21 protein-coding genes and 2 pseudogenes are annotated in these 23,592 nt (G+C 59.9%); 9 read left to right on the top strand and 14 right to left on the bottom strand.

Annotation, left to right across the window (positions count from 1 at the left end; translation table 11 throughout):
* Positions 1-22 precede the first annotated feature (22 nt).
* Positions 23-1,377: pseudogene (locus ABIB57_RS25000) on the top strand (HD-GYP domain-containing protein).
* A 128-nt stretch (positions 1,378-1,505) separates the two neighbouring features.
* Here ABIB57_RS25000 and ABIB57_RS24995 read toward each other — a convergent pair.
* Positions 1,506-3,704, bottom strand: a complete 2,199-nt coding sequence (locus ABIB57_RS24995; protein ID WP_354044049.1) for a putative bifunctional diguanylate cyclase/phosphodiesterase — start codon at positions 3,702-3,704, stop codon at positions 1,506-1,508.
* A 104-nt stretch (positions 3,705-3,808) separates the two neighbouring features.
* Between ABIB57_RS24995 and ABIB57_RS24990 the strand changes: the two are divergent.
* Positions 3,809-4,370: pseudogene (locus ABIB57_RS24990) on the top strand (recombinase family protein).
* A gap of 64 nt (positions 4,371-4,434) precedes the next feature.
* Here ABIB57_RS24990 and ABIB57_RS24985 read toward each other — a convergent pair.
* From ABIB57_RS24985 to ABIB57_RS24950, 8 genes are all read right to left on the bottom strand, one after another.
* Positions 4,435-5,139, bottom strand: a complete 705-nt coding sequence (locus ABIB57_RS24985) for a DUF899 family protein (protein ID WP_354044048.1) — start codon at positions 5,137-5,139, stop codon at positions 4,435-4,437.
* Between the two features lie 515 nt (positions 5,140-5,654).
* Positions 5,655-5,912, bottom strand: coding sequence for a hypothetical protein (locus ABIB57_RS24980; RefSeq protein ID WP_354044047.1), 258 nt, complete (start codon positions 5,910-5,912; stop codon positions 5,655-5,657).
* Between the two features lie 55 nt (positions 5,913-5,967).
* A complete protein-coding gene (arsK, locus tag ABIB57_RS24975) occupies positions 5,968-7,206 on the bottom strand; it encodes an arsenite efflux MFS transporter ArsK (RefSeq protein WP_354044045.1) in 1,239 nt (412 codons plus the stop codon).
* A 4-nt stretch (positions 7,207-7,210) separates the two neighbouring features.
* Positions 7,211-7,936, bottom strand: a complete 726-nt coding sequence (gene arsH, locus ABIB57_RS24970) for an arsenical resistance protein ArsH (RefSeq protein WP_354044044.1) — start codon at positions 7,934-7,936, stop codon at positions 7,211-7,213.
* Positions 7,911-8,333, bottom strand: a complete 423-nt coding sequence (gene arsC / locus ABIB57_RS24965; protein ID WP_354044042.1) for an arsenate reductase (glutaredoxin) — start codon at positions 8,331-8,333, stop codon at positions 7,911-7,913. The genes arsH and arsC overlap by 26 nt, the downstream gene beginning before the upstream one ends.
* Positions 8,330-9,025 carry an aquaporin gene (locus tag ABIB57_RS24960; RefSeq protein WP_354044041.1) on the bottom strand — a complete coding sequence of 232 codons (696 nt, stop codon included), beginning with the start codon at positions 9,023-9,025 and terminating at the stop codon, positions 8,330-8,332. Before ABIB57_RS24960 ends, arsC begins: the two co-directional genes overlap by 4 nt.
* Positions 9,022-9,549, bottom strand: coding sequence for an arsenate reductase ArsC (locus ABIB57_RS24955; protein WP_354044040.1), 528 nt, complete (start codon positions 9,547-9,549; stop codon positions 9,022-9,024). Before ABIB57_RS24955 ends, ABIB57_RS24960 begins: the two co-directional genes overlap by 4 nt.
* The gene (locus ABIB57_RS24950) at positions 9,542-9,898 is read right to left on the bottom strand and encodes an ArsR/SmtB family transcription factor (protein WP_354044038.1); all 357 of its coding nucleotides are present in this window, start codon (positions 9,896-9,898) and stop codon (positions 9,542-9,544) included. Before ABIB57_RS24950 ends, ABIB57_RS24955 begins: the two co-directional genes overlap by 8 nt.
* Before the next feature lie 311 nt (positions 9,899-10,209).
* Here ABIB57_RS24950 and chrA point away from each other — a divergent pair, with 311 nt between their 5' ends.
* Both chrA and ABIB57_RS24940 read left to right on the top strand, forming a co-directional pair.
* On the top strand, positions 10,210-11,451 hold the full coding sequence (gene chrA / locus ABIB57_RS24945; protein ID WP_354044099.1) for a chromate efflux transporter: 1,242 nt from the start codon (positions 10,210-10,212) through the stop codon (positions 11,449-11,451).
* Positions 11,452-11,745: 294 nt separating this feature from the next.
* Positions 11,746-12,390 (top strand): alpha/beta hydrolase, encoded by a 645-nt coding sequence (locus tag ABIB57_RS24940; protein WP_354044098.1) that lies wholly within the window; start codon positions 11,746-11,748, stop codon positions 12,388-12,390.
* A 355-nt stretch (positions 12,391-12,745) separates the two neighbouring features.
* Here ABIB57_RS24940 and ABIB57_RS24935 read toward each other — a convergent pair whose 3' ends face one another.
* From ABIB57_RS24935 to ABIB57_RS24915, 5 genes are all read right to left on the bottom strand, one after another.
* Complete coding sequence (locus tag ABIB57_RS24935; protein WP_354044037.1) at positions 12,746-14,611, bottom strand: hydantoinase/oxoprolinase family protein; 1,866 nt, start codon at positions 14,609-14,611, stop codon at positions 12,746-12,748.
* Between the two features lie 139 nt (positions 14,612-14,750).
* Positions 14,751-15,461 (bottom strand): GntR family transcriptional regulator, encoded by a 711-nt coding sequence (locus tag ABIB57_RS24930; protein ID WP_354044036.1) that lies wholly within the window; start codon positions 15,459-15,461, stop codon positions 14,751-14,753.
* Positions 15,462-15,623: 162 nt separating this feature from the next.
* Positions 15,624-16,682, bottom strand: coding sequence for a D-2-hydroxyacid dehydrogenase (locus ABIB57_RS24925; RefSeq protein WP_354044035.1), 1,059 nt, complete (start codon positions 16,680-16,682; stop codon positions 15,624-15,626).
* 30 nt (positions 16,683-16,712) lie between these two features.
* Positions 16,713-18,146 (bottom strand): dihydropyrimidinase, encoded by a 1,434-nt coding sequence (gene hydA / locus ABIB57_RS24920; RefSeq protein WP_354044034.1) that lies wholly within the window; start codon positions 18,144-18,146, stop codon positions 16,713-16,715.
* Positions 18,147-18,167: 21 nt separating this feature from the next.
* Positions 18,168-18,887, bottom strand: a complete 720-nt coding sequence (locus tag ABIB57_RS24915) for a FadR/GntR family transcriptional regulator (protein WP_354044032.1) — start codon at positions 18,885-18,887, stop codon at positions 18,168-18,170.
* A gap of 284 nt (positions 18,888-19,171) precedes the next feature.
* Here ABIB57_RS24915 and ABIB57_RS24910 point away from each other — a divergent pair, with 284 nt between their 5' ends.
* From ABIB57_RS24910 to ABIB57_RS24890, 5 genes are all read left to right on the top strand, one after another.
* A complete protein-coding gene (locus tag ABIB57_RS24910; protein ID WP_354044096.1) occupies positions 19,172-19,939 on the top strand; it encodes a transporter substrate-binding domain-containing protein in 768 nt (255 codons plus the stop codon).
* A 66-nt stretch (positions 19,940-20,005) separates the two neighbouring features.
* Positions 20,006-20,677, top strand: coding sequence for an amino acid ABC transporter permease (locus ABIB57_RS24905; protein ID WP_354044031.1), 672 nt, complete (start codon positions 20,006-20,008; stop codon positions 20,675-20,677).
* Positions 20,677-21,411, top strand: coding sequence for an amino acid ABC transporter ATP-binding protein (locus ABIB57_RS24900; protein ID WP_354044095.1), 735 nt, complete (start codon positions 20,677-20,679; stop codon positions 21,409-21,411). The genes ABIB57_RS24905 and ABIB57_RS24900 overlap by 1 nt, the downstream gene beginning before the upstream one ends.
* Before the next feature lie 31 nt (positions 21,412-21,442).
* The gene (locus ABIB57_RS24895) at positions 21,443-22,663 is read left to right on the top strand and encodes a cysteine desulfurase-like protein (protein WP_354044030.1); all 1,221 of its coding nucleotides are present in this window, start codon (positions 21,443-21,445) and stop codon (positions 22,661-22,663) included.
* Between the two features lie 153 nt (positions 22,664-22,816).
* On the top strand, positions 22,817-23,581 hold the full coding sequence (locus ABIB57_RS24890; RefSeq protein WP_354044028.1) for an EAL domain-containing protein: 765 nt from the start codon (positions 22,817-22,819) through the stop codon (positions 23,579-23,581).
* The last annotated feature ends 11 nt before the right edge of the window (positions 23,582-23,592 follow it).

Here is a 23,592-nt window from a genome sequence, read left to right as displayed (position 1 = left end):
GAATATAGCGGCGAGGACCGGTATGCACAGATCATTTGAAGCCATCCACCTTTCGGAAATCGTGGGTGCATTGAGCTATGCACTCGATATCACTGAAGGCCAGCCGGTTGGCCATAGCCTGCGCTCCTGTTGGCTGGGAATGCATATTGGCATCCGGCAAGGGCTCACGCCTGCCGAGCTCTCTGACCTCTATTATACCCTGCTGCTTAAGGACATTGGGTGCAGCTCCAATGCCGCTCGCATCTGCAAACTTTATCTCGCCGACGACCTGAGTTTTAAGAACGCCTACAAGTTCGTGGACAAGAGGCTCCCCGAGGTTCTGAGATTTCTGATAGCCAACACGGCGCGAAAGTCAGGGATGGTCGAGCGACTCCAGACCATGGTCAATATCGCCCGAAATGGCGGGGAGATCGCGCGCGAACTTATCGAGACCCGGTGCCAGCGGGGTGCTGAAATCGTTCGCACCATGACGTTCTCGGAACTGGTAGCGCAAGGCATCCTGGATCTGGATGAGCACTGGGATGGATCTGGTCAGCCTCTCGGCAAAAAGGGCACCGACATCGCTTTGTTTGCACGGATCGCTTTGCTCGCGCAGGTGGCCGACGTGTTCTTCATGAGGGGAGGACTCGACGCCGCGCTAACCGAGATCCGACGCAGATCGGGTCGTTGGTTCGATCCGCAGCTCGTAGCCAGCTTTGAGGCGCTCGCCGCAGAAACGCAGATCTGGACCGCTATGCGTGCTGATGACCTTCCAACGAAGGTGATCGACCTTGAGCCGAGCACTCTCATGCGGGAAGTTGACGAAGATTATCTGGACGACATTGCCGCCGGATTTGCTCAAGTGGTGGATGCCAAGAGCCCTTTCACCGCCGGCCACAGCGACCGCGTGGCTTTGTTCGCGGATTTGATTGCGGAGGAGATGGGCTATTCGGCTGAGCGGCGTCGGTGGCTGCGCCGGGCGGCACTATTGCATGACATCGGCAAGCTTGGGTTTCCAACGCCGTGCTCGACAAGAACGGCAAACTCGATGACGGGGAATGGCTGGAAATCAGGTGTCACCCTAGGCTTGGTCGTGCGATACTGTCCAAGATCGGGGCATTTGAAGACACTGCGGTGATCGCGGGCAACCATCATGAGCGGCTTGATGGAAAAGGGTATCCTGCTGGTCTTTTGGCGCAGGAGATCGACCTCGATACGCGCATCGTCACCACTGCTGACATCTTTGACGCGCTTAAAGCGGATCGCCCCTATCGCAGCGCGATGCCAGCCTCGCAAGCCTTCGCGGTCATGCGGTCCGAGCTGACCGTGACCATTGACCCCGCATGCTTTGTTAAGTTGGAACGCGGCTTCGAACGTCTCGAACGGATCGCTGCTTAGTCAGCCGCAGAACAATGATCCTGTTCCTGATCAAGTATGAAAACAGCGCCCGGCAACGGCTTGCGCACATTTTTTAGCTATTCGAGCGCCGGAGCCAGTTCAGGAGCTGGACCAAACCAAAGTCGGCGTTAAGCGGCTGATCGCTGCTGCGATAGCAGGTCCGACAATCGATCTGCCGTCACCGGGCGGGACAGTAAAAATCCCTGAAGCTGCGTGCATCCTAATTCGGTGAGTAGCTGACGTTGCTCTTCTTCCTCGACCCCTTCTGCCGTGACGGTCATGCCGAGTGCATCAGCCATTTGAATTACCGACTGCACGATACTGCGAGTCACCGGGTCACGGCACATGAGGCGGATGAAGGACTGATCAATCTTAAGCTTATTCAATTTATAGGTGCGTAGGTAGCTGATCGACGAGTACCCGGTTCCAAAATCATCAAGCGCAACTCGAATCCCGGTGCCCTGCAGTTGCGCCAACGCGGCTTGAACAGTCGAGGAGTTCTGCAGCAACAAGCCCTCGGTGATTTCCAATTCAAGACGGTTGGCTGGCAAGCCCGTTTTGTCCAACGCCCTCATGACGCGGCCCCCAAACTCTTGCTCGCGGACCTGCACGGGCGAAATGTTCACGGCAATCCATGGTAACCCAACTTCTACCGCGACCCGGCAAGCCTCTTCCAGAACCCAATTGCCAAGCTGATTGATAATACCCGTCTCTTCGGCAATGCGGATGAATACGTCTGGCGACAGGAGGCCGCGCGTCGGATGATGCCAACGCACCAGCGCCTCGGCTCCGGCAATTGCACCAGTGCTGATGCTGAAGATGGGCTGAAAGAGGACGAATAAACCTTCGCCAGTGAGCAAGGCATTCCGAAGATCAACTTCCAACGTCCTCTTTTCGCGGCGAGACGCGTCCATCTCAGGTTTGTAGAACTTCAGCCGGTTACGCCCTTCCGCTTTTGCAACATAAAGGGCCACGTCAGCGCGTCGCTGCATCTCTGCCGCTTGTACTTGGCTACCTTCTTCCAGCGACACGCCAAAGCTTGCGGTGACCTCGATAATCTCGGCACCCAAGACGAACGGATCCCGAAACGCCCGAACAAGGCCGTCACATATCCAGTGAGCTTGTCCCTCGCTAACCATCCCGGGCTGGACTAAAGCAAATTCATCGCCGCCTAAACGCGCAACTGTCGCCTCTTCGGGCAGCGCGAATGCCAAGCGTTTGGCAACTTGACGGATCAGTTCATCACCAGCCGCATGGCCAAGAGTGTCGTTCACTTCCTTGAAGCCATCGAGGTCGATGGAAACAAGCGCTACCTTGGTTGGGGCCAAGTACTCGTATTCCATCGCCTCCTTCAGCCGCGTTTCGAACAGCACTCGGTTGGCTATCCCGGTGAGCGGATCGTGAAGTGACAAATAGGTTGTCCGATCCTGACTGAGCTCAAGCTTAATGGTCGTGCGGCGCAGCCAAGCGATCAGAGCTAATAAGCTGGCAGCCCCGAAACATAAGATGCCTAGGCTCGCTGGAGCGGTTTCCACCAACAACCCAAGTGCTGGTTGACGTGGCTTCCAAGCGACATATCCGACCACTCCTCCCGAATTGCTCAAGACGGGGAGGGTTGTGTGCGCCTCGTTGCGCCCCGCCAAGTGCAGATCGTCGAACCCGAATTGGGTTCCAAGGCCCTCGAGCAGTTTGGCGGAGATGAGCTTGACTGAGATATGCACATATTCATCCCCGGGAGTCTGCTTGATAGCGCTCGAAGTGGGAACGATTGGCCGAACACTGACATAAGCCAGTTCCTCATCGCTCAGCCGAACGGCGTCTACGATGCCCAGTCCGGTGACCGTAGCGGTGGAGTCATCTTGCCCGGCAGACGCTCGGGCCATGCGCTCCCGAAGGTCGCGCACCATTTCGCTAACGACAGCCTCATCTTGGGACTTTAGACCTTGCCCCGCGTACCGGCCCGCTTCGGCGCTGCGAACCACATGGCCATCAGGCGCGATGACATAGACACGATCATGGGCGTAAAAGTCGCTTACCCCTTCGACAAGATTTGCCCCAATCCAAGACTGATGGTTCGCTAGCAGGTGCGCGACGGCATCGTCCCATACGACGAATCTATTCTGCGCGACTGGGAGTCGCTCTTCTTCTTGGTTCAGCCCAGCAGTGATCAAATGGCGCTCGCCTGCTTCCGACCACGCATCGATCCGGCCAACTGCCCACCAAGTCCCCACACCGATGATCGATAGCAGAGCTAAGCCGAAGAGCAGCAAAAGCCAAACCAACGAACTCGACACAGAGCGGAATATTTTTGTTCGGTTGGAGATCATTGGCGCAGGCTACCATGCACTTATGATGCATTGGTTCACAGCTTCTGCTTGACACCGACTATGAGCGACCAAGTAGCCTTGGCACCTAAAAATTGAGGTGACACATGGCCCGCATCGGGTACGCCCCGCGTTAGCAGCATCGACCAGGACCTCGAAATCCAAATTGCCAAGCTCAAGGCCGAGGGCTGCGAGATAGTGCGGTCGGAGAAAATATCGGGCGGTAGCCGTGAAGGTCGAGTTGAACTTGAAACCGTCATCCAGTTTCTGAGGCCGGGCGACGAACTCATGGTTGCGCGCCTTGACCGTCTTGGGCGGGATACCCGCGACGTGCTCAACTTAATTCACGAATGTGATCAGCGGCAGGCGTTCGTCACCGTGCTGGATCCCCATGTATCAACACGCGGCGAGATGGGCCATGTCGTGCTGACGGTGCTTGGCATGGTCGCGCAGATGGAGCGGCGGTTCATCAAAGAGCGTCAACGGGAGGGCATTCAGCACGCTAAGGCACAAGGCATGTATAAAGGCGGGAAGAGAAAGCTGGACCTCAATCACGTACGCGCAATCCGAGCTGGGGGGCTTGGTCCATCGGCGATTGCGCTGCAGGTCGGATGTTCGCGAATTCAGGTCTACCGAATCCTATCGGAGTCATTTCCCGGACGAGAATAAACTCAGCCGCTCGCTTTCGGATTTGGTGTCGCCTATCTTTATTGCCGCCGAACGACGTTTCGATTTAGTAGCTCAGTTTTGGGTACCAATCACTTCCACGGCCTTCCGGAGTGAGGTCAAGGATAGACCACAACGAAGCAATGTCTGGTGCATCTCGCGGGTCTTGACCGACGTCGGCCATATCTGAGGTCATCTCGCTTGACCAGAAAAGGCGCACTTGGTCACCGTCTCGCTTAAAAACGACGAGCGCGGGACTCTCCCCGCCCTTTTCGTCGATTAGTCCTAGGTCGTTCGCGTAATCATCGTTGGCTGTCTGGACGAAGTCGAGGTTCGACCAACCCCGTTGTTTTGCAAATGCAAGCTGACGTACCACTGGACTTCGTCCGATGATCTTGAGCGAAACGCGCTGAGCGATATCAGCGCCATTGCCGTTCACAGCTCCCAGCCAATTTGTGCACATGGGACAGGGGCGCTCGCGCTGCGGCCCAAACATCCAGAAATATGTCACGAGAGTAGTCTTGTCGCCGAACAGGCCAAGCAAGCTCACACCAGCCTCTTTGCTGGTATTAAAGCGGTAGTCTTTGAAGATGATAGGACCATCCGGCAGCGCCTGACGCTGTTCAACCAACCGCGTCATATGGCGACGAAACTCAATTTCCTCTTGCAGTAGCCTCTGGCGCGCGACTTGATACTCCGGGGTTTCGCCCGGAAACGCGGTGCGGGCATTTTCGGCCATCGCAGCAGCCAAAGTCCGTGGTTCTTGTTCCATAATAGCTCCTCGGCTCAATGAACGAGCAACGTTTCGACGAGATACTGACAATGCCAAGCGGCCAGGACTAATGTCGGCTCAGACATCCTCCTCATATCGAGAGCAGTACACCCGCAAGCGTTTTAATCTAACGGGAGGACGAGCGTTCCATCACGAATGCAGACTGCGGCACGAACAGCGCAAGACGCTTGTTTACCCTGAGGTAGCAGGGCTGTAACTTCAGGGTTTATGCTCATCGAGAAGTCGTAACATCGTGCCGCCAAGAGGCTTGAAGTTACGTCAAGCTGGCAGGTCCGGTTACGTCACGCGAGGGTATGCCCCGATGTGACACGGTGGCATTGGCGCCGACCACTCACCAGTCCCCGCGGTCGGCGCCATTGTTCGCCAAGCGGCGTCAATGTAGGTGGGCCGCGATGGCAGAGATGGGTGGCTAGCGGTCAGTCCGGTTTTGGTTGTCGCCGCAGCACAAGCGGACGATGAATCAGAGTGGGGATACCCAAAGCTACGCGGAGGCCCTATTGCAGTTTGCAAACTCCGTTGGCTCGGCCGGGACCGGTGTAGGATATGTCGAGCGTTCCGTCCGGAATGGTCGTCGCCGAGACCGTCACTTCGCCTTGCTTGGCCTCGAAATAGGTCTCGGAGAACGCGGTGAACTGCGCCTCTTCGCCATCGAGGTAAACCGGGCCGCCCTCATCGGCATGCACGAAGATATCGCCCGGGCATTCCGCGTTGACGAAGGGAATTGCGGCAGAGCCAGTCGATGACGCTTCCAAGCCATCGGCAGGGCCTACGGTCAGGTATCAGCGCGATAAACACGGAAGATGACGCTCAACTTGGGGTTTGTTTCGGGTTAGGTCGTTTCTCCAGCGCAACCGTAACGGGGCGAGTGGGTCGGCAGCGCCGCCAGACCTCGGCGAAAACGGCAACGCATAGCGTGCCGGCTCCCGCCAGTATCCACAGCGACGGCTTGGGTCCTATGGCACCGAGCGCGACTGACAGCGTGAATGGTGCCAGCGCCGACAATCCCAGTCGTCCCATGCCAATCCAGCCCAACCGCTTGCCGAATCCGGCCTTGCCGAAAATCGCCAGCGGCAGCGTGCCGGACACGATGCTGAACAGTCCGCTTCCCAGGCCGAAGATTACGGCGAACGCGATGGCACCTCCGGTCGCAGGCGCCGTGATTGCCAGCGTGCCCAGCGCCAGAGGCATGGTGATCGCGGACACTACCGCCAGTACCGTCGCCGGAAGATCCTTGCCGAATGCCATGTTGAGCAGACGACTCGCGACCTGGGCGGGTCCGAGAAGAGAGGCGACCCACACGCCTGCGCCCCCGAGCCCGAGGAGCCCGAGCATGGGAACCATGTGGAACAGCGTTGCCGCCGAAACGAAACCGGCGAGCGAGAACGCGAGGACGATCATGACGAAGACGAGGTTGGCGTTGTTGTCGATCGTCGGGGCTGCGGTGACGACAGCTGACACCGGCCTGGCAGCGGCAATCCGGGCGAAGCGGGACAGCCGGAGGTGCAGAGGAAGGCACACCGCCAGGTTCAGGGCGGCGAAGAGAAAGTAGACCTGGTGCCAGTCCACAGCCTGGAGCAGCCATGTGGTCAGCGGCCAGAAGATCGTCGACGCGAATCCGGCGATCAGCGTCAGGTAGGCTATGCTGCGCTGGGCCCGGTTCCCCGTCGTCTGCGCCAGGAAGGCGAACGCCGTCGAGTAGAGGACAAAGGCTGACGCCAGTTCGACGAGAATCATTCCGCCCAGGAAGGTGACCGTGCTGTCGGCCAGGCCGCACACCACCAGCGCCGCCGCCGCCCCGATGGACCCGGACGACATCACTCTGCCGGCACCGAGCCGATCGGCTAAACCGCCGGCCCATGGCGAGATCAGGCCGCCGGCCAGCAAGGCCAACGATATGCAGCCGTAGATCCACTCCACTGCCACGTTGAGGTCGGCGGCAATGCCGGGTGCCAGGATGCTGAAGCTGTAATAGAGCGTGCCGTAGCCTATGATCTGGGTAACACCGAGGGCCCAGATGGCAGCGGCGTTGGAATGGATATCGGCCATCGCATTAGATCGACTTCAGGCCGACCCGCTCCTCGAGTTTTGCTGCCGCTTCCTTACGCTCGCTGTAGCGGGAGGTCAGGTAGCCGGCGACGCCGCGGTTGATCAGCGTGAACTTCACCAGCTCTTCCATGACGTCCACGATCCTATCGTAGTATGATGACGGTTTCATGCGCCCGGCCTCGTCGAACTCTTGGAAGGCCTTGGCGACCGACGACTGGTTCGGGATCGTGACCATTCGCATCCAGCGACCAAGGATACGCATCTGGTTGACCGCGTTGAACGACTGCGATCCCCCGGATACCTGCATGACAGCCAGGGTTCTCCCTTGGGTCGGCCGGATGGCGCCGCCCGGTAGCGGGATCCAGTCGATTTGGGACTTCAGCACCGCCGACATGGCGCCGTGCCGCTCCGGGGAAGTCCACACCTGACCCTCGGACCAGAGCATGGCTTCCCGCAGCTCCTGCACCTTGGGATGTGTATCGGGCGCATCGTTGGGCAGCGGCAGTCCGCTGGCGTGGAAGACCCGCACCTCGGCGCCGAACGCTTCGAGAAGACGCTGACCTTCGAAGGTCAGGAACCGGCTGTAGGAGCGTTCACGCAGCGAGCCATAGAGCATCAGGATACGCGGCTTGTGCTGCAGGTCGGGTGCCGTCAGCTTCGAGAAGTCGGGCACCTCGAAGGCATTGTCGGTGATATTGGAAAGATCAGACAAGGCGCATCCCTTTGGCATCGATGATGACCTCGCCGTCTTCCTTGGTGAACGGCCCGATGTCGGGGTTGTCGAGGATATCGAGCACGACCTCAGACGGACGGCACAGGCGCGTACCGACCGGCGTTTCAACGAGCGGGCGGTTCAGCAGGATCGGGTGCGTCTGGATGGCGTCGAGAAGCGCATCGTCGGACAAGCTTGAGTCCGAAAGCCCCAGCTCCTCAAACGGCGTATCCTTCTTTCGCATGGCATCGCGCAGCGAGAGGCCGGCAGCCGATACCAGTTCGACAATGCGTTCCCGAGTGGGTGGGGTCTTGAGATATTCGATGACGGTCGGCTCGACGCCCGATTGCCGGATCATGGCCAAAGTGTTCCGGGAGGTCCCGCAGTCGGGATTGTGGTAGATGGTGACGGTCATGTTCGGTCTTCCGGATTGATAGGGAGGTGGCCGCCGGCAGGTACCCGCAGGAGCCAGGACATCAGCGCCAGGGCGAGCAATGCACCGGCCACCTGGGCGACGATGAAGCCGGGCACGTCCAGCGGACGGATGCCCGAGAAGGTGTCGGTGAACGAGCGGGCGATCGCCACGGCAGGATTGGCGAACGACGTCGACGCGGTGAACCAGTATGCGGCGGTGATGTAAAGGCCCACCAGCATGGGGACTGCCTTCCGCTCAAAACGAATACCGGCCAGGATTACGGCCACTAGGCCGAAGGTCGCCACCCCTTCCGAGAACCACTGGGCACCGCCGGTGCGGACATGGGTCGATGACTGCAGCAGCGCCCGCTCGAACATGGCATGAGCGATGACTGCCCCGACTATGCCGCCGGCGACCTGCACCAGGGCATACAGTGTGGCATCCCGCGCTGGCAGTTCATCACGCAGGGTGAAAACCAGCGACACAGCAGGATTGAAATGCGCCCCGGAAATCGGACCGAGGCAGCTGATCAGCACGACCAGGATCGACCCGGTGGCAATGGTATTCGCCAGCAGCGCCAGCGCTGTGTCCGTCGTCAGGGTTTCGGCCATGATGCCGGAGCCGACGACGGTGACGACCAGGATGGCCGTGCCCAAGGCTTCCGCAACCAGGCGGCGCGGCAGGTCGATCATGCGACCTTCGACGACTTGGTGGTCGTGCCGTCCATCCCGCCGATGGCCTCGAGCTTCGAGTTCAGCGCCATGCGGTCGATGCTGGCGAGCGGCAGGTTGGTGAAGGCGCCGATGCGGTTGCGGAGGTAACGCAGGGCATCTTCAAAAGCGGCACGTTGCTTGAACTCTGGATCCTGCACGGCAGCCGGATCCTCGATGCCCCAGTGTGCGGTCATCGGTTGGCCGGGCCAAATCGGGCAGGCCTCGCCGGCGGCGTTGTCACAGACGGTAAAGATGAAATCCATCTTTGGCGCACCCGGCACCGCGAACTCTTCCCACGCCTTTGACCGCAGGCCTTCGGTGGGGATGCCGACCTTCATCAGGGTTTCCAGCGTCATCGGGTGGACGGCACCCTTGGGCGTGGAACCGGCAGAGAACGCCTTGAAGCGGCCCTGACCCACATGGTTGAGGATAGCTTCGCCCAGGATGGATCGAGCGGAATTGCCGGTGCACAGGAAAAGAACATTGTAGACGCGATCAGACATGGCGCGGCTCCTTCGAAGGGCAGCACGGGGTGAATTCGGCAACGAGCGGTTCGCACAGCTCCGGACGACCGCCGCAGCAGTCCTGAACCAGGAAACTTGTGATCTCCCGCACCCGATCAACCACAGCCCGATAGACGATTGACCTGCTGTGGCGCTCGGCTTCAATAAGTCCGGCTCGGGTCAGTATGGCTAGATGGGTGGACATGGTGTTCTGCGGCACCTCGAGACGGCGGGCGATCTCGCCAGCCGCAAGGCCATCAGGCTCATGCTCCATCAGGAGCCGGAATGTATCCAGACGAGTGCCTTGAGACAGGGCAGCAAAGACATCGATGGCGTGTTTTGATTCCATATATCGAATACTATCGATTCAATGAGCCAGGTCAAGCGCTCTGGTTTTGTTGGGCGGCCACTTTGTTGCCAAATGGCCGCTTTCAGGCTTCCAACATTGGGGGATTAGAGTGTGAAATGGGGTCGCCAAGCGACAGGCGGTAAGGAGTGGCAAGTTCACTTTCGGCTTCGTACCTCGAGCCTATGGAAGCCAGACCGTCGGTGCAGAGCAAGGGCGGTTTTCTTTGCTTCTTGATCTATGCGACGGCTTGTCATGAAGTTTTCATGACACCCTCTTATTCGACCAAAGCTGGAGCGGGAGAGCGCGTAAATATGAAGACCCCTTATGTGGCCGATAACGCCACTGGTGATGCAACCACAAACCGCGGTACGCCCGCAGAAGTATTCTTCGTCTTTCTAAAGCTCGGACTGACTTCGTTCGGCGGCCCCATTGCCCACCTCGGTTACTTTCGCGACGAGCTGGTCGTTCGAAGAAAGTGGCTCAATGAGCAGGGTTTTGCCGACCTTGTCGCACTCTGCCAATTTTTACCTGGTCCGGCGTCATCGCAAGTCGGTTTTGCCCTGGGCCTTCTGCGTGCGGGACCGTTGGGGGCGGCTTCCGCTTGGCTGGCGTTCACAATGCCATCAGCGATATTGCTGGTCGCATTTGCTTCACTCGCCGGCCTGTTCAATGGACCTGTCGGCCAGGGCTTGATCCACGGGCTTAAGCTGGTAGCAGTTGCTATTGTAGCTCAGGCTATCTGGGGCATGGCCAAGAACCTGACCCCAGATCGACAACGCGCCGCAATTGCACTCATCGCGATTTTGATAGCGATCTTGGCACCGACCGCTCTAGGCCAGATACTCGCTATTGTATTTGGCGCGATCGCCGGGCTTTGGTTTTGCAGAACAGATACCGCTCAGGAGCCCGTTGAACTCGCGTTCGGTATTCCAAAGATTGTGGGCTTAGTGTCCCTAGCACTCTTTTTGGGCCTGCTATTCGTGCTTCCGCTGCTGGCCGCGCTGGCAGGATGGCAACCCTTAAACTTGATCGACGCGTTCTATCGATCTGGGGCCCTGGTCTTTGGTGGTGGGCACGTTGTGCTCCCGCTGTTGGAGACCGAGGTTGTCAGAACAGGCTGGGTTAGCGCCAGCAATTTTCTTGCGGGTTATGGTGCCGCACAGGCCGTTCCTGGACCACTGTTTACCTTCGCGGCCTATCTCGGGTTCGCTATGACACCGGAGCCAAACGGCCCGGTCGGTGCGATGATCTGTCTGGTCGCAATCTTCGTGCCCGGCTTCCTACTGCTAGTCGGCGCCATACCTTTCTGGAATACCTTGCGGCGTCACCCCCGGGCTCAAGCAGGACTGAGAGGCACGAACGCCGCCGTTGTTGGTATCCTCGGAGCGGCGTTTTACAGACCGGTCTGGACAAGCGCGATCCTGTCGCCAATCGACTTCGCCATAGCTGTGATTGGCTTTGTCGCCCTGGTCATGTGGAAGGCGCCGCCTTGGCTTATCGTTGTCGCCGTGACCCTAACCGAGTTGGCAAGTCAAATGCTGCTACGCCCATGACCGCCGGTGCATGTCCGCTTCCGGGAAACTTTACATTGTTGTCCAATGGCAGAGATGGGGTCGGAAGCTGCCGGTCGACATTGCGCCCCATCCCTGCCGTTCGGGCCCACTCGATAAACGCCCAAAAGCGGCCATCGGTTTGATGGCGATATTGATGTCTTGATCAGAGCGGGAAGGCGACAGGCCGATATTGGGCTGCTAGCGTCTGCTTGGTGCCAGGAGCGACACGCCAGCCGATTGCCGATATAGGTGCCAGGCCGTGCATCCCCGGTTGGGCGCACGAGAGACATTGTGATGATTGTAACCGAGAGGTTCGATTACGACCGTGGGCGGCAGGTTTCCGTTTACATGCCGCCTAGCCCGCCGCGCGCCATCGTGTTTAGTGGCGACGGGCAGCTCATTTCGACGTGGGGCCGGGAACTTGAAGTCCTGCGCGCTCCGCCGACCATGATCGTTGGCGTTCACAGCACCGACGACAAAGATGAGATGGCGCGTCTGCGGGAGTACTCGCCGGGCTTTGACGCGGAGCAGTTTTCGGCCCATGAAGGCTTTCTCATTCACGACGTACGCGAGTGGGTCCGCTCGAAGTTCGACGTATCAATTCCGGCCGACCGGACTATAGTCGCAGGCGCTTCAGCCGGCGCGGAACTGGCTCTCGCCTTGGGCCTGCGGCATCCTGAGATGTTCGGCTTTGTTTTCGCTGCGTCACCTGGTGCCGGCTATCGGCCGCCGGCGAAAATGCCCAGCGTTTTGCCCCGAACTTATCTCACCGCCGGAACGCTCGAGCCATTCTTCCTGGAGAACGCGGTACAGTGGGCAGACGCCCTGAAGGCGGCAGGCGCCGAAGTTATCTTTAGTACTCCGGACGGCGGTCATGGCGACCCATTCTGGAAAACCGAGTTCGCCAAGATGGTGTTTTGGTCATATATGGGAGGGTAGAAAAGGGCCAACGGCTGAGATGGGGTCGGGTGCAGCCGGTCAGCAACGCGCCCCAATTCAGACGTTCGACCGCCCTTTGCCACTGCCCGAAAGCGGACATCGCCTCTGGCTTAACACCCCTTCTATGATTCATTGCGCCTGATTTTCAGATGGTCGGCAAAGCCTGCCAAGAGCGGTCCTCCGTCGCATAACGCGACCTCCAATTCCCAATCTGGTTTTGGGCCGACCGCGGTACTCGCAGATCAGAATCGTTAAGAGGTTGCTGGCGGCTCGTATTACACAGCAAATTAGGTTGCTTACGGCTCGACGTTATTTGACTGAAGCAATTGTCGCGTGAGCTTGGCGACCTTCAATTCTAGCTTTCGAATTCGGGCCTCAAGTTGAGTGAGGGCAAGGCTTTCAGGGGAAGGATGTGTTTCCAAAACTTCGGGCTCTTTGAATAGGCGTAAAAGTCCATTAACACTGTGTATTCCCAGTTTTTTGTAGGCCGCGTGCTTGTGGGGACGCCCTTGGCGGCGTGGAAGCGCTCTTCGAGCTGGGCCAGACCCTCGGCGGTAACGCCGTCGCAATCGACTTTGACTTCGAAGTTCTGGCCGCGATAGCGCGCATCGAGCACTCGCTTGAAGCGGCGGCTCTGCGCAGGGACGGCTTCCTTGTCGAGCCAGGCCTGTCCGTCGGCAATCATGGTGTCGAACAGCGTGAGCACATGCCGCCAGTTCTCGGCCGTGGAATCGGCGAAATAGCTGCGAACATAGTCCGAGCTCAAATCGGTCAGCAGCATGCCGCGCGCGCACACGGTGCCCGGCTCGCGCGGAATGAGGATGCGCGGCAAGCCGCATTCGATGGCCACTTCGGCAGCGTGCAGCGGCCCTGCGCCACCAAAGGCGCATAGCGCGAAGTCGCCTATGTCATAGCCCTTTTCCACCGACACCGAGCGAATGGCGCGGCTCATATTGGCATTGGCGATCTGGATGATGCCGTGCGCAGCTTCCTCGAGCGACAATCCAAGCGGGGTGGCAATGGCGTCGCGGATCACCGTTCGCGCGGCTTCGAGATCGATTCTCATGCGCCCGCCCAGCAAAGTTCCGGCGTCCAGGCGCCCCAGGCACAGATTGGCATCGGTTATGGTCGGCTCGGTTCCGCCCCGGCCATAAGCGACGGGACCGGGCGCGGCACCGGCGGAACGCGGACCCACCTTGAGCGAGCCGGCATCGTCGATCGCCGCAATCGAGCCACCGCCTGCCCCGATCACGTGGATATCCAGCATTGGCGTCTTGACCGGATATCCAGCGACCAGCCGTGCGCTGGTAAACAGCGGCGTCGCATCGGCGATTAGCGACACGTCGGTGGACGTTCCGCCGACATCGAAGGTTATAAGATTGCCCAACCCCGCAATGCGACCGATTTCAGCGGCCCCAACCACGCCGGCCGCCGGTCCCGACACGCAGGTCCGCACCGGGGACGCAAAGACCGTGTCGGCCGACATCAGACCGCCATTGGAATGAATGGTGTAAGGCTCGACGGGGATACCGACGTCCCGCACGCGATTGCGGAAGCGGTCGAGATACGCGCCCATCCTCGGGCCGATGAAGGCATTGACCGCAACGGTCGACATGCGCTCGAACTCGCGAAATTCGGGCAGGATTTCCGACGACAGCGTGATGTAGGCATCGGGCAGGATCGCCGCGACCACGGCCTTGGCCCGCGCCTCGTGCTCCGGGCGGCGGTAGCTGTGGAGAAAGCAGATCGCAACGCTTTCGACGCCGACTTCGGCCAGCTTGCGCACGGCGGCTTCGAGCGAGGCCTCATCGAGTTCGACCAGCACCTCTCCGGCCGGCCCAATGCGTTCGACAACCTCGACCCGCCTGTCGCGCGGGACCAGCACTGGTGGCTTCTCCACGCGATAATCGTAGATCGACGGACGCGCTTGCCGCCCCAGTTCCAGCACGTCGCGGAAGCCCTTGGTGGTGATCAGGCCGGTCCGGGCACCACGGCGCTCGATGACGATATTGGTCGCGACCGTCGTGCCATGGCCAAGGTAGCTGACGTTTTCGGGTGCAAAGTCCAGAGTCTCCAGCATGCCCCGCAGACCATTCTCGATGGCCTCGGAAGGATCGTGCGGGGTCGATGGAGTCTTGTGGAAGTGGATTTCACCGCTCGATTCATCGAGCAAGGTGAAGTCGGTGAATGTGCCACCGACGTCGACGCCGATACGATACATGTACACTCAAGCCATTACGGAAAACGGGTCATCCACATCGTGAACGTCCCGACCTTGTCATACAATATACAATGCTGCAATGGCGCAAACCACAGCCGCGCTCTGGCGAACTGCCCAAAAAACGCCCGGAATGCGGCGGTTAGCTGGTAATGGAAACCTTGCCCTGCCTTTTCTTGCGGGCGATCAGCAGCATATGATCTTCGAGCGCAGCCTGGATTTGTGAAAACGGCGTGGCGTCCTTGCCAACCTCCGCCACGATCCAATCGCGGAACTCCTCATGCTGCTTTGGGATGGCATCGAGGTCTTCGTCGCGGAACCGTTCAAAGTTGAAGACGATCATCACGTGGCGGGCAATCGTGTCCCACAGCGTGCCCACGATCGGATTGTCAGCGGCAACCCTGATCATCCGATGAAACTCTAGATCGGCGATCATCGAATTGCGCAAGCTGCCGGCCCTGGCCGACTGCCGCATCTGTTCGATGGAGTCCTCAAGAACCCTGGGGCTGCCCTTGCCCAGCCGCCAATTTTCGATCGCATCGCGCAGCATGAAGCTTTCAAGGCTCAGCCGCACTTCCATGATCTGCTGGGTGACGCCAGTATCGAAGGCGGCGACACGATAGCCTCGATGTCCACCGCCGCTGATGATGCCCTGGGCATGCAGCACCTTCAGCGCTTCGCGGATTGGCACCCGGCTGACACCGAGCTTTTCGACCAGCGACGTCTCTACAATCCTTTCGCCGGGCGAAATGATCCGAGTGGCGATGGCCTCCGCAATCGTATCCGCGACACTTTCGGACAGCGAAATGCGTTTGGGTTGCGGCAGTTCGGAAATGGCAGAATCGCCGTGCACGCTCATTCTCCAGGATCGGGCGCACAACCAGCCGGTCTATCGACTCGGAAATGTACGAAACCAGATCTGAGCTTCTAGCACTGCGGTGCTATTGCGTCATACAAACATTGGCCCAATGCCGGGGCCCCGCATGCTTGCGCTGGCGGCCATGTCGCGCGTTCGTCAGTACATCCGGTCCTTGTCGAAAACGTTCTTCATATCCGCCAGGCGACCGTCGAGGTACAGCGGGATATTTGCGCAGAAAATATCGGTGATCCGTCGGTTTTCGCTGGTTACGGTGCTGGCCGAATGCGGGCTGATCAGCACGTTGGGCATGTCCCAGAGCGGCGATTCAACCGGCAATGGCTCGATGGCGGCCACGTCCAGTCCGGCAAAGGCAATGTGCCCGGACCTCAGCGCCCCAATCATCGCCTCCTCGTCGATCACCTGGCCGCGAGCAATATTGACGAGAACCACCCCGGGTTTCATCGCCGCTATGGCCTTGGCATTGATCAGTTGCTCGGTATCTGGGGTATGGGGCACGCACAGCACCACGAAGTCGGCAGTGGACAACAGCCCGTGCAGCTCCTGAACGCCATGGATGCTGTGCGCATTCAACTCCGCCTTTCGCTCCGGCGAGGGCGAATTCACCACGGCGGCCACGGTCATGCCGAACGCCTGCCCGAGGCGGCCAACCCTGCTACCCACCGCGCCAGCCCCCACCACGAGCAGACTGGTACCGTCCAGCCCGTCTCCGCAATAGCGTTCCCAGCGATGCGCTGCCTGTTCGTCCCGCAGGAAATCGAGGCGCTTGACGTGTTTGAGGATGCTGGCAAAAGCGAACTCCGCAAGCGGCTCGGCATGGATGCCGCGGGCATTGGTCACGTGCACGCTGGTCCCAATGAGACCCAAACGCTTCAGCGCCTGCCCGATCCCGGAACTGGATGTCTGCACCCACTTGACGTTCGGAGCCACGTCCAGCAGGCCGCTCCCCGCCGGAATTCCCGGCGGCATGTCAAACAGGATCGTTGCCGCGGCGAGATGCTTTGCCCAACGTGAGGCCTGCTCCTCATTGCGTCGAAAGCCGGGCATGCCCCCGTGGTCGGCGACGAAGCGCGTTGGAGGCATCAAATCGGCGTCGTAAACCACACGGATGCGATCACCGGCTGCGGCCTTTATCCGGTCCACATATTCGGTCTCGAGCGGCGTTGCGATGAAAAGCATTTCCGTCGGCTCAGTCATAGCGGCATGTCTCGATCCGGTTGAAAGACGTCATGGTGGGGAATGGGCAAGGCGAGCGGCCTCGACCAGGGGCGAGCGCTCCCGCGCGAGGTGCTGGCCGCCCGGATTGACGCCGGTCGGCTCGCCCCCTTCCATCACCACGGCTCCCCGCAGCATCGACAGGATCGGCCACCCGTCGATATGCAGGCCCTCGTAAGGCGTGTAATCGGCGCCGTGGTGAAGCCCAGCCTGCCGAATGGCACCGCTTTTTTCTGGGTCCCAAATCACAATGTCCGCGTCGGAGCCTACGGCAATCACGCCTTTGCGCGGATAGAGGCCATAAAGTTGTGCATGGTTGGTCGACGACAGCGCGACGAAGCGCTGCAGGTCGATCCGGCCTTTGCTGACGCCTTCGGAAAACAGGATCGGCAGGCGTGTTTCGACTCCAGGAATGCCATTGGGAATCCAGCGGAAGCTTTTCCGCCCGTCAGGGCTCAGTTTGCCGTGAGGATCGTCGTAGCGGAATGGACAATGGTCCGAGGAGAACAGGTCGAACACCCCGGTCTCGATCCCTTCCCAGCAGGCCATCTGGCTTTCCGCATCGCGCGGTGGAGGTGAACAGACGAACTTGGCCCCCTCCCACTCCGCCATGTCGAGGTCTTCGGCCGTCAGCACCAGGTATTGCGGGCAGGTCTCACCCACCACAGCGCGACCCCGCGCCTTGGCGGCACGGATTTCCTGCATCGCCGGCCCGTTGGAAACGTGCACGATGACCACCGGCACATCCACCACTTCGGCCAGCGAAATCGCCCGGTGTGTAGCTTCGCGCTCGACCACCTGCGGGCGTGTCGTCGCATGATACTTGGGCTCGACCTTTGCCTGGTCTTCGTGCTTGCCGATAAGGTAGCGGATCGCGTCTTCGTTTTCGCAATGCACCATCATCAGCGCGCCCGTATCGCGCGCGCAGTCCATTGTAGCGAGAATTTCATCGTCGTAGAGCCGCATGCCCTCATAGGTCATGAACACCTTGAACGAGGTATAGCCCTCCTCTACGAGTGCCGGCAGTTCCTGCCCCAGCACGTTAGGGGTTGGGTCGGTGACGATCAGATGAAAGCTGACATCGGCATGGCAATTGCCGTCGGCCTTGGCGTGATAGTCCTTGAGCACTTCGCGCAGCGACTCCCCTTTTTGCTGCAGGCAGAACGGCAGGATGGTGGTGGTGCCGCCGCAGACTGCCGATAGCGTGCCGCTGGCAAAATCGTCAGCCATGACGATGCCATGGCCCGATGGTTGCGAGATATGCACATGGCTATCGATACCGCCCGGCACCACGATCTTGCCCGTGGCGTCGATGACCCGATGGGCCGTGCCCAACCCCGATCCGATGGCGGCGATGACACCGTCGCGAATGCCCACGTCACACACCCTTTGCTCGGTAGCATTCACGACAAGCCCATTGGCGATTATCGTATCGAAGTTGGTCATTGCGTCTCTCGTGTGCCCGAACTAGGCAGGGATCATGTGGCTGTGCGGAAGCGGTTGCAGCGTCAGGCCCGCAGCGGCGGCAGTATTGCGAATATGCCCCTGCATCATGGCCGCCGCGCGATCGCCATCGCCCACCGCCAGGGCATCGACCATGGCGAAATGCTCGTTGGCCGACTCCACGAAGCGCGCCGGTCGGGTCGCGGGCAGCGGATAGCTGCGGGTGGCGGCAAATTCATCGGCCATGCTCAGGCACAGGTCGCGCAGCACGATGTTCGGACAGGCGGCCCAGATCGCATGGTGGAAATCGCGGTCGTGGTTGACCACGCCAACCAGGTCGCCCTTGTCCCACGCGGCGCACATCATGGTGGTGTGCTCGTTCAACGCCGCAATCGTTGCCGGCGTGATGTGGTCCGCGACCAGACCCGCGACGATGCTCTCGAGGTAAAGCCGCGTCTGATAGATGTCCTGCTTGCCATAGCGGCCAGTCATTGCGCGTGACGCCAGCTGCCCGCTGCCACTCGGCACGCTGGCCGCCACGAATGTGCCGCGTCCCGGCTCGATGCGCAGCAGGCCAAGCGTTTCCAGCATTGAAAGGGACTCTCGCAGCGACGCGCGCGAAATGCCCAGCTGGCGCGACAGATCGGACTGCGACGGCAATTGTTGATCCGGAACCAGTGTGCCGGCTTTGATCATCTCTTGCAGCTTTTGCGCTGCAGCATTGGTGACGTTTGACCGAGCCATGCCTGCCGTTAACCGTGTCGATACAGGGCCGTCTTATTGGGCCCGCAGGCATCGTTACCGCCATCCTCGGGCTTAGTCACCTGCATTGATGCTTCGATGGGCAGAGATTCCAACTTGCTCATTTATTAACACCAGTTTAGACAGGTCAGACCGGACTGACCTGTTGGTCGCACTTTCGGACCGGGTCGCCTCAATGGGTTTTAGAAGGCAGGCCAGCGCTCTTAAGCGCTGTTGAAACAAGGGGATACGCAATGAAATTTTCTGGCCTACTTGCATCCGCAGCCATGATCGCAAGTCTTGCTTTCGGCGGCATGGTATCCACCAGCCTCGCGGCAGACTTCACCGTCGGCGCCAATATCGGCAATGTTCCGTGGGAATTCCAGGACGCATCCGGCGCAACGGTTGGCTTTGAAGTCGATCTCGTCAACGAAGTGGCCAAACGCCTTGGCAAGACCGTGGCGTTCGAAAACATCCCATTCAACGGCCTGTTCCCCGCGGTACAATCGGGCCGCGTCAACATGGCCGTGTCCTCGATCACCATCACCGACAAACGCCTGGAATCGGTTGCCTTCGCGCAGCCCTACTACGACAGCGACCAGTCGCTGACGGTGCTGGCCGCCTCGGGCATCACCGGCACCGCCGATCTCAAGGGCAAGACCGTCGGGGTGGACACCGCCTCCACCGGCGACATCTATGCCACCGCAAATACTGAAAAGCTGGGGCTGGCCGGCATCAACCGGTACGAGGGTCTCACCCCCGCAATGCTGGACCTTCAGGCCGGCCGCATCGATGGCTATATCAGCGACATCCCCGCCCTGCTCTACTACACCAAGGACAAGCCCGAGTTCAAAGTCGTCGAACGTATCGTCACCGGCGAAAAGTATTCGATCATGTTCAATAAGGGCGATCCGCTGGCCGCCCAGGTCAACGACGTATTGACCGCGCTTAAGGGCGAGGGCTTCATCGCCGGCCTGCATGAAAAGTGGTTTGGTGCCAAGCCCGAAGACACGACCTCCACGGTCATGGTCACCGACATGCCAGCCGCCAAATAAGCTGAACCCACATTGGCAATGCGGCTCCGGTGCCGCATTGCCTGCCACTAAAAGCTGGGATGAGCGGTGGATATCGTCAAGACATTCTTCAACGGCGCAGTGCTGCTAGAGAGCCTTCCCCTGCTGCTGACCGGCCTGTGGGTCACCATCCAGCTGGGTGTTGCCAGCATTGTCGCCGGGCTGATCCTGGGCCTCGCCGTCGCCTTGCTGCGCATCTATGGCCCCGGCCCAATTGCCGCGATCGCCAAAGTCTACATCGATATCTTCCGCTCGATACCCATTCTCGTGCTGCTGATCCTGGTCTACTACGCCCTGCCTTTTGTCGGCATCAGGCTCACTTCATTCTGGGCCGCATGGTCGGCTCTGACTTTCGTATCGGGTGCTTACACTGCCGAGATATTTCGCGCCGGCATTGAAGCCATTCCCAAAGGCCAGTTCGAGGCCTCCGAGGCGCTGGGCCTGGGCTACCGGTACATGATGGTTGACGTGGTCCTGCCACAGGCGATCCGCATCGTCATCCCGCCCCTCACCAACAACTGCATCAACGTCATCAAGGACACCGCGCTCGCTTCGGTGGTCGCGATGCCGGACCTGCTGAAACAGGCAACTCAAGCCCAGGCGCTTGCCGCCAACCCGACCCCGCTCATCGGCGCGGCCGTGATTTATATCGCGCTGCTCTGGCCTCTGGTCGCACTGGTGTCGCGGCTTGAAGCCCGCTTCCGTCGGGGGATTTCATGATGGTCCCATTCATTTCCCTGAAGGGCGTTTGCAAGTCCTACGACCAATTCCTCGCGCTTGACCGCATCGATCTGGACGTCGCGCCCGGCGAGGTCGTCTGCATCATCGGCCCATCGGGCTCAGGAAAGTCGACCCTGGTGCGCTGCGTCAACCTGCTGGAGCAGTTTGGCCCCGGCGATATCAGCGTGGGCGGCATCCCGGTCCGTGTCGGCAAAGACCTGGCCGCGGTCCGCGCCGAGGTGGGCATGGTGTTCCAGTCGTTCAACCTGTTCCCTCACATGAGCGTCAAGCGCAACGTGATGCTCGCCCCGATGCGTATTCGCAAGCTTGACGAGGCGACTGCCGCCGCGCGCGCAATGGCGCTGTTGCAGCGGGTCGGCATCGCCGAGCAGGCCGAAAAATATCCCGGCCAACTCTCGGGTGGCCAGCAACAGCGCGTGGCGATCGCCCGCGCTCTGGCGATGGAGCCCAAGGCGCTGCTCTTTGATGAACCCACCTCGGCGCTCGATCCCGAAATGGTCGGCGAAGTCCTCGATGTGATGCGTGGCCTGGCCCATACCGGCGTCACCATGATCGTGGTCACCCACGAGATGGGATTTGCGCGCCAGGTGGCCGATCGCGTCATCGTCATGGATGGCGGCCGCATCATCGAAGCCGGTACGCCAGCCGAAGTGTTCGATCACCCAACCCAACAGCGCACCAGGGACTTCCTCAAGGCGATCCTGGCCCACTAGACCTTCCTGCCTTGCAAAATAGAGTCCACCGATGAGCCTCGACCTCGACTTCGTCCGTAGCCAGTTTCCTGCCCTTGGTGGCGAATGGGCCTTCTTCGACAATGCAGGCGGCTCGCAGATCCTGAAGCGATCGGTGGACCGCATCAGCGACTTCCTGTTGACGCGCAATGTCCAGACCGGGGGAACCTATGATGTTTCCGTCAAGGCGCGCGAAGCCGTCGAGCAAAGTCGTCTCGCGGTCGCCATGCTGATCAACGCCGCGCGACCCGAGGAAGTCGTCATGGGGCCCTCCACGACCGCCCTGCTGCAGAACCTGTCCCGCGCCATGGCCAGCCAGTTGTCCGCAGGCGACGAAATCATCATCACCAATGCCGACCACGAGTCCAATATCGGACCATGGATGAGCCTGCAAAAGCAGGGCGTGGTGATCAAGACCTGGCAGGTCAACAAGCAAACCTTCGAACTGGACATCGACGACCTGCTGCCCCTGTTCAGCGCACGCACCAGGCTGGTCTGCGTCACCCACGTTTCCAACCTGCTGGGCACGATCAACCCCATCGCCGAGATTGCCCGCATCACCCATGAACACGGCGCACGCATATGCGTGGACGCCGTTGCCTATGCCCCCCACGGCGCCGTCGACGTTACCGCCTGGGATGTCGATTACTACGCCTTCAGCTTCTACAAGGTGTTCGGCCCGCACCATGCCGTTCTCTACGGCAAGTACGACCATCTGCTCGAGCTCGATGGCCTTTATCATTACTTCTACGGCAAGGAAAAAGTGCCGCAGAAGCTCGAACCCGGCAACGTCAACTATGAGCTCTCCTGCGGCGCCGCCGGCATTGTGGACTATCTGATTGAACTGGGCGGGAAGTCCAACTCCGCAGGCAGCAGCCGGGCAAGGATCGTATCCGCCTTTGCCGATATCGGAGTCCATGAGCGTCAGATCGGCGAGCGACTGCTGAGCTATCTCCGCAGCCGCAACGATTGTCGCATTATCGGTCGGGATGCCGCAGGCGAGGGCCGGGTGCCCACGATTAGCTTCACCATCAATGGCCGCGATAGCGGCGAGATTGCCAAGTCCATCGATCCCTTCAAGGTCGCGGTGCGGTTTGGCGATTTCCACGCGCGCCGGTTGGCCGAAAACCTTGATCTGATGGGCAGTAACGGCGCTGTTCGCGTTTCTATGGCTCACTACAACACGCTCGCCGAGGTCGACAGGCTGATTGCCGCCTTTGACCAAACCCTTTAGCGCCTGGCTCGGCAGTACACAGTCGCTGTAATTGTCGCCAATGGCCTTCCTCTGGCGGCGTACGCCATCATACAGACCGGCCGCCGGACACGCCCCGTTAAGGGGCACCTGTCAGTATTTAGCCGTAGATTTTGAAGCCCACCGGATATCGAGTTGACCCAACAAGCCTGCGAAGGGTGCCAGAGTGGCGCCAAATTCGAGATCGATTTCACCATGGCTTTCCAGCCCATCGTGGACATCTCGATGGATGAAATCTGGGGCTACGAGGCGCTGGTCAGGGGCGTCAACGGCGAAGGGGCGGGCGCTGTTCTTGCGGCGGTCAACGACAGCAACCGCTACAAGTTCGACCAGGCATGCAGGGTCAAGGCCATCGAACTGGCCGGCGCCCATATGCCTGCTGGCTCCACCGCCAAATTGTCGATTAATTTCATGCCCAATGCCGTTTATGAGCCTGCCGCCTGCATCAGGGCCTCGCTTGCGGCCGCTGCACGCGCCAAGTTCGACCCAAAACGGCTCATGTTCGAGTTTACCGAAAACGAAAAAATCGACGATACCGGCCATGTCAAAAATATCGTCGCAGCCTATAGGCAAATGGGTTTTACCACTGCGCTGGACGATTTTGGCGCCGGGTATGCGGGCCTGGGTCTGCTAGCCGAATTTCAGCCTGATCTCATCAAGATCGACATGGCGCTGATACGAGGCATCGCTGAATCTGACGCCCGCAGAATTATCGTGCGAGGCATCATCGACATCGCGACAGCGCTTGGAATTACTGTTCTGGCCGAGGGTGTTGAGACGTTTGCCGAGCTTGAAGTCCTGAAAACGACCGGGATAAAATTGTTCCAGGGATACTACTTTGCCAAGCCGGAGGTCGAAAGCTTCAGACCGAAAATCGGTCCGTTGCTGGAAGCCGTGTAGGACGGTTGCCC

Origin of the sequence: Devosia sp. UYZn731, assembly GCF_040546795.1 — a bacterium.
Lineage (GTDB): Bacteria > Pseudomonadota > Alphaproteobacteria > Rhizobiales > Devosiaceae > Devosia.
The sequence above is the reverse complement of the archived record's forward strand: the minus strand, read 5'-3'. Positions and strand labels throughout refer to the sequence as shown.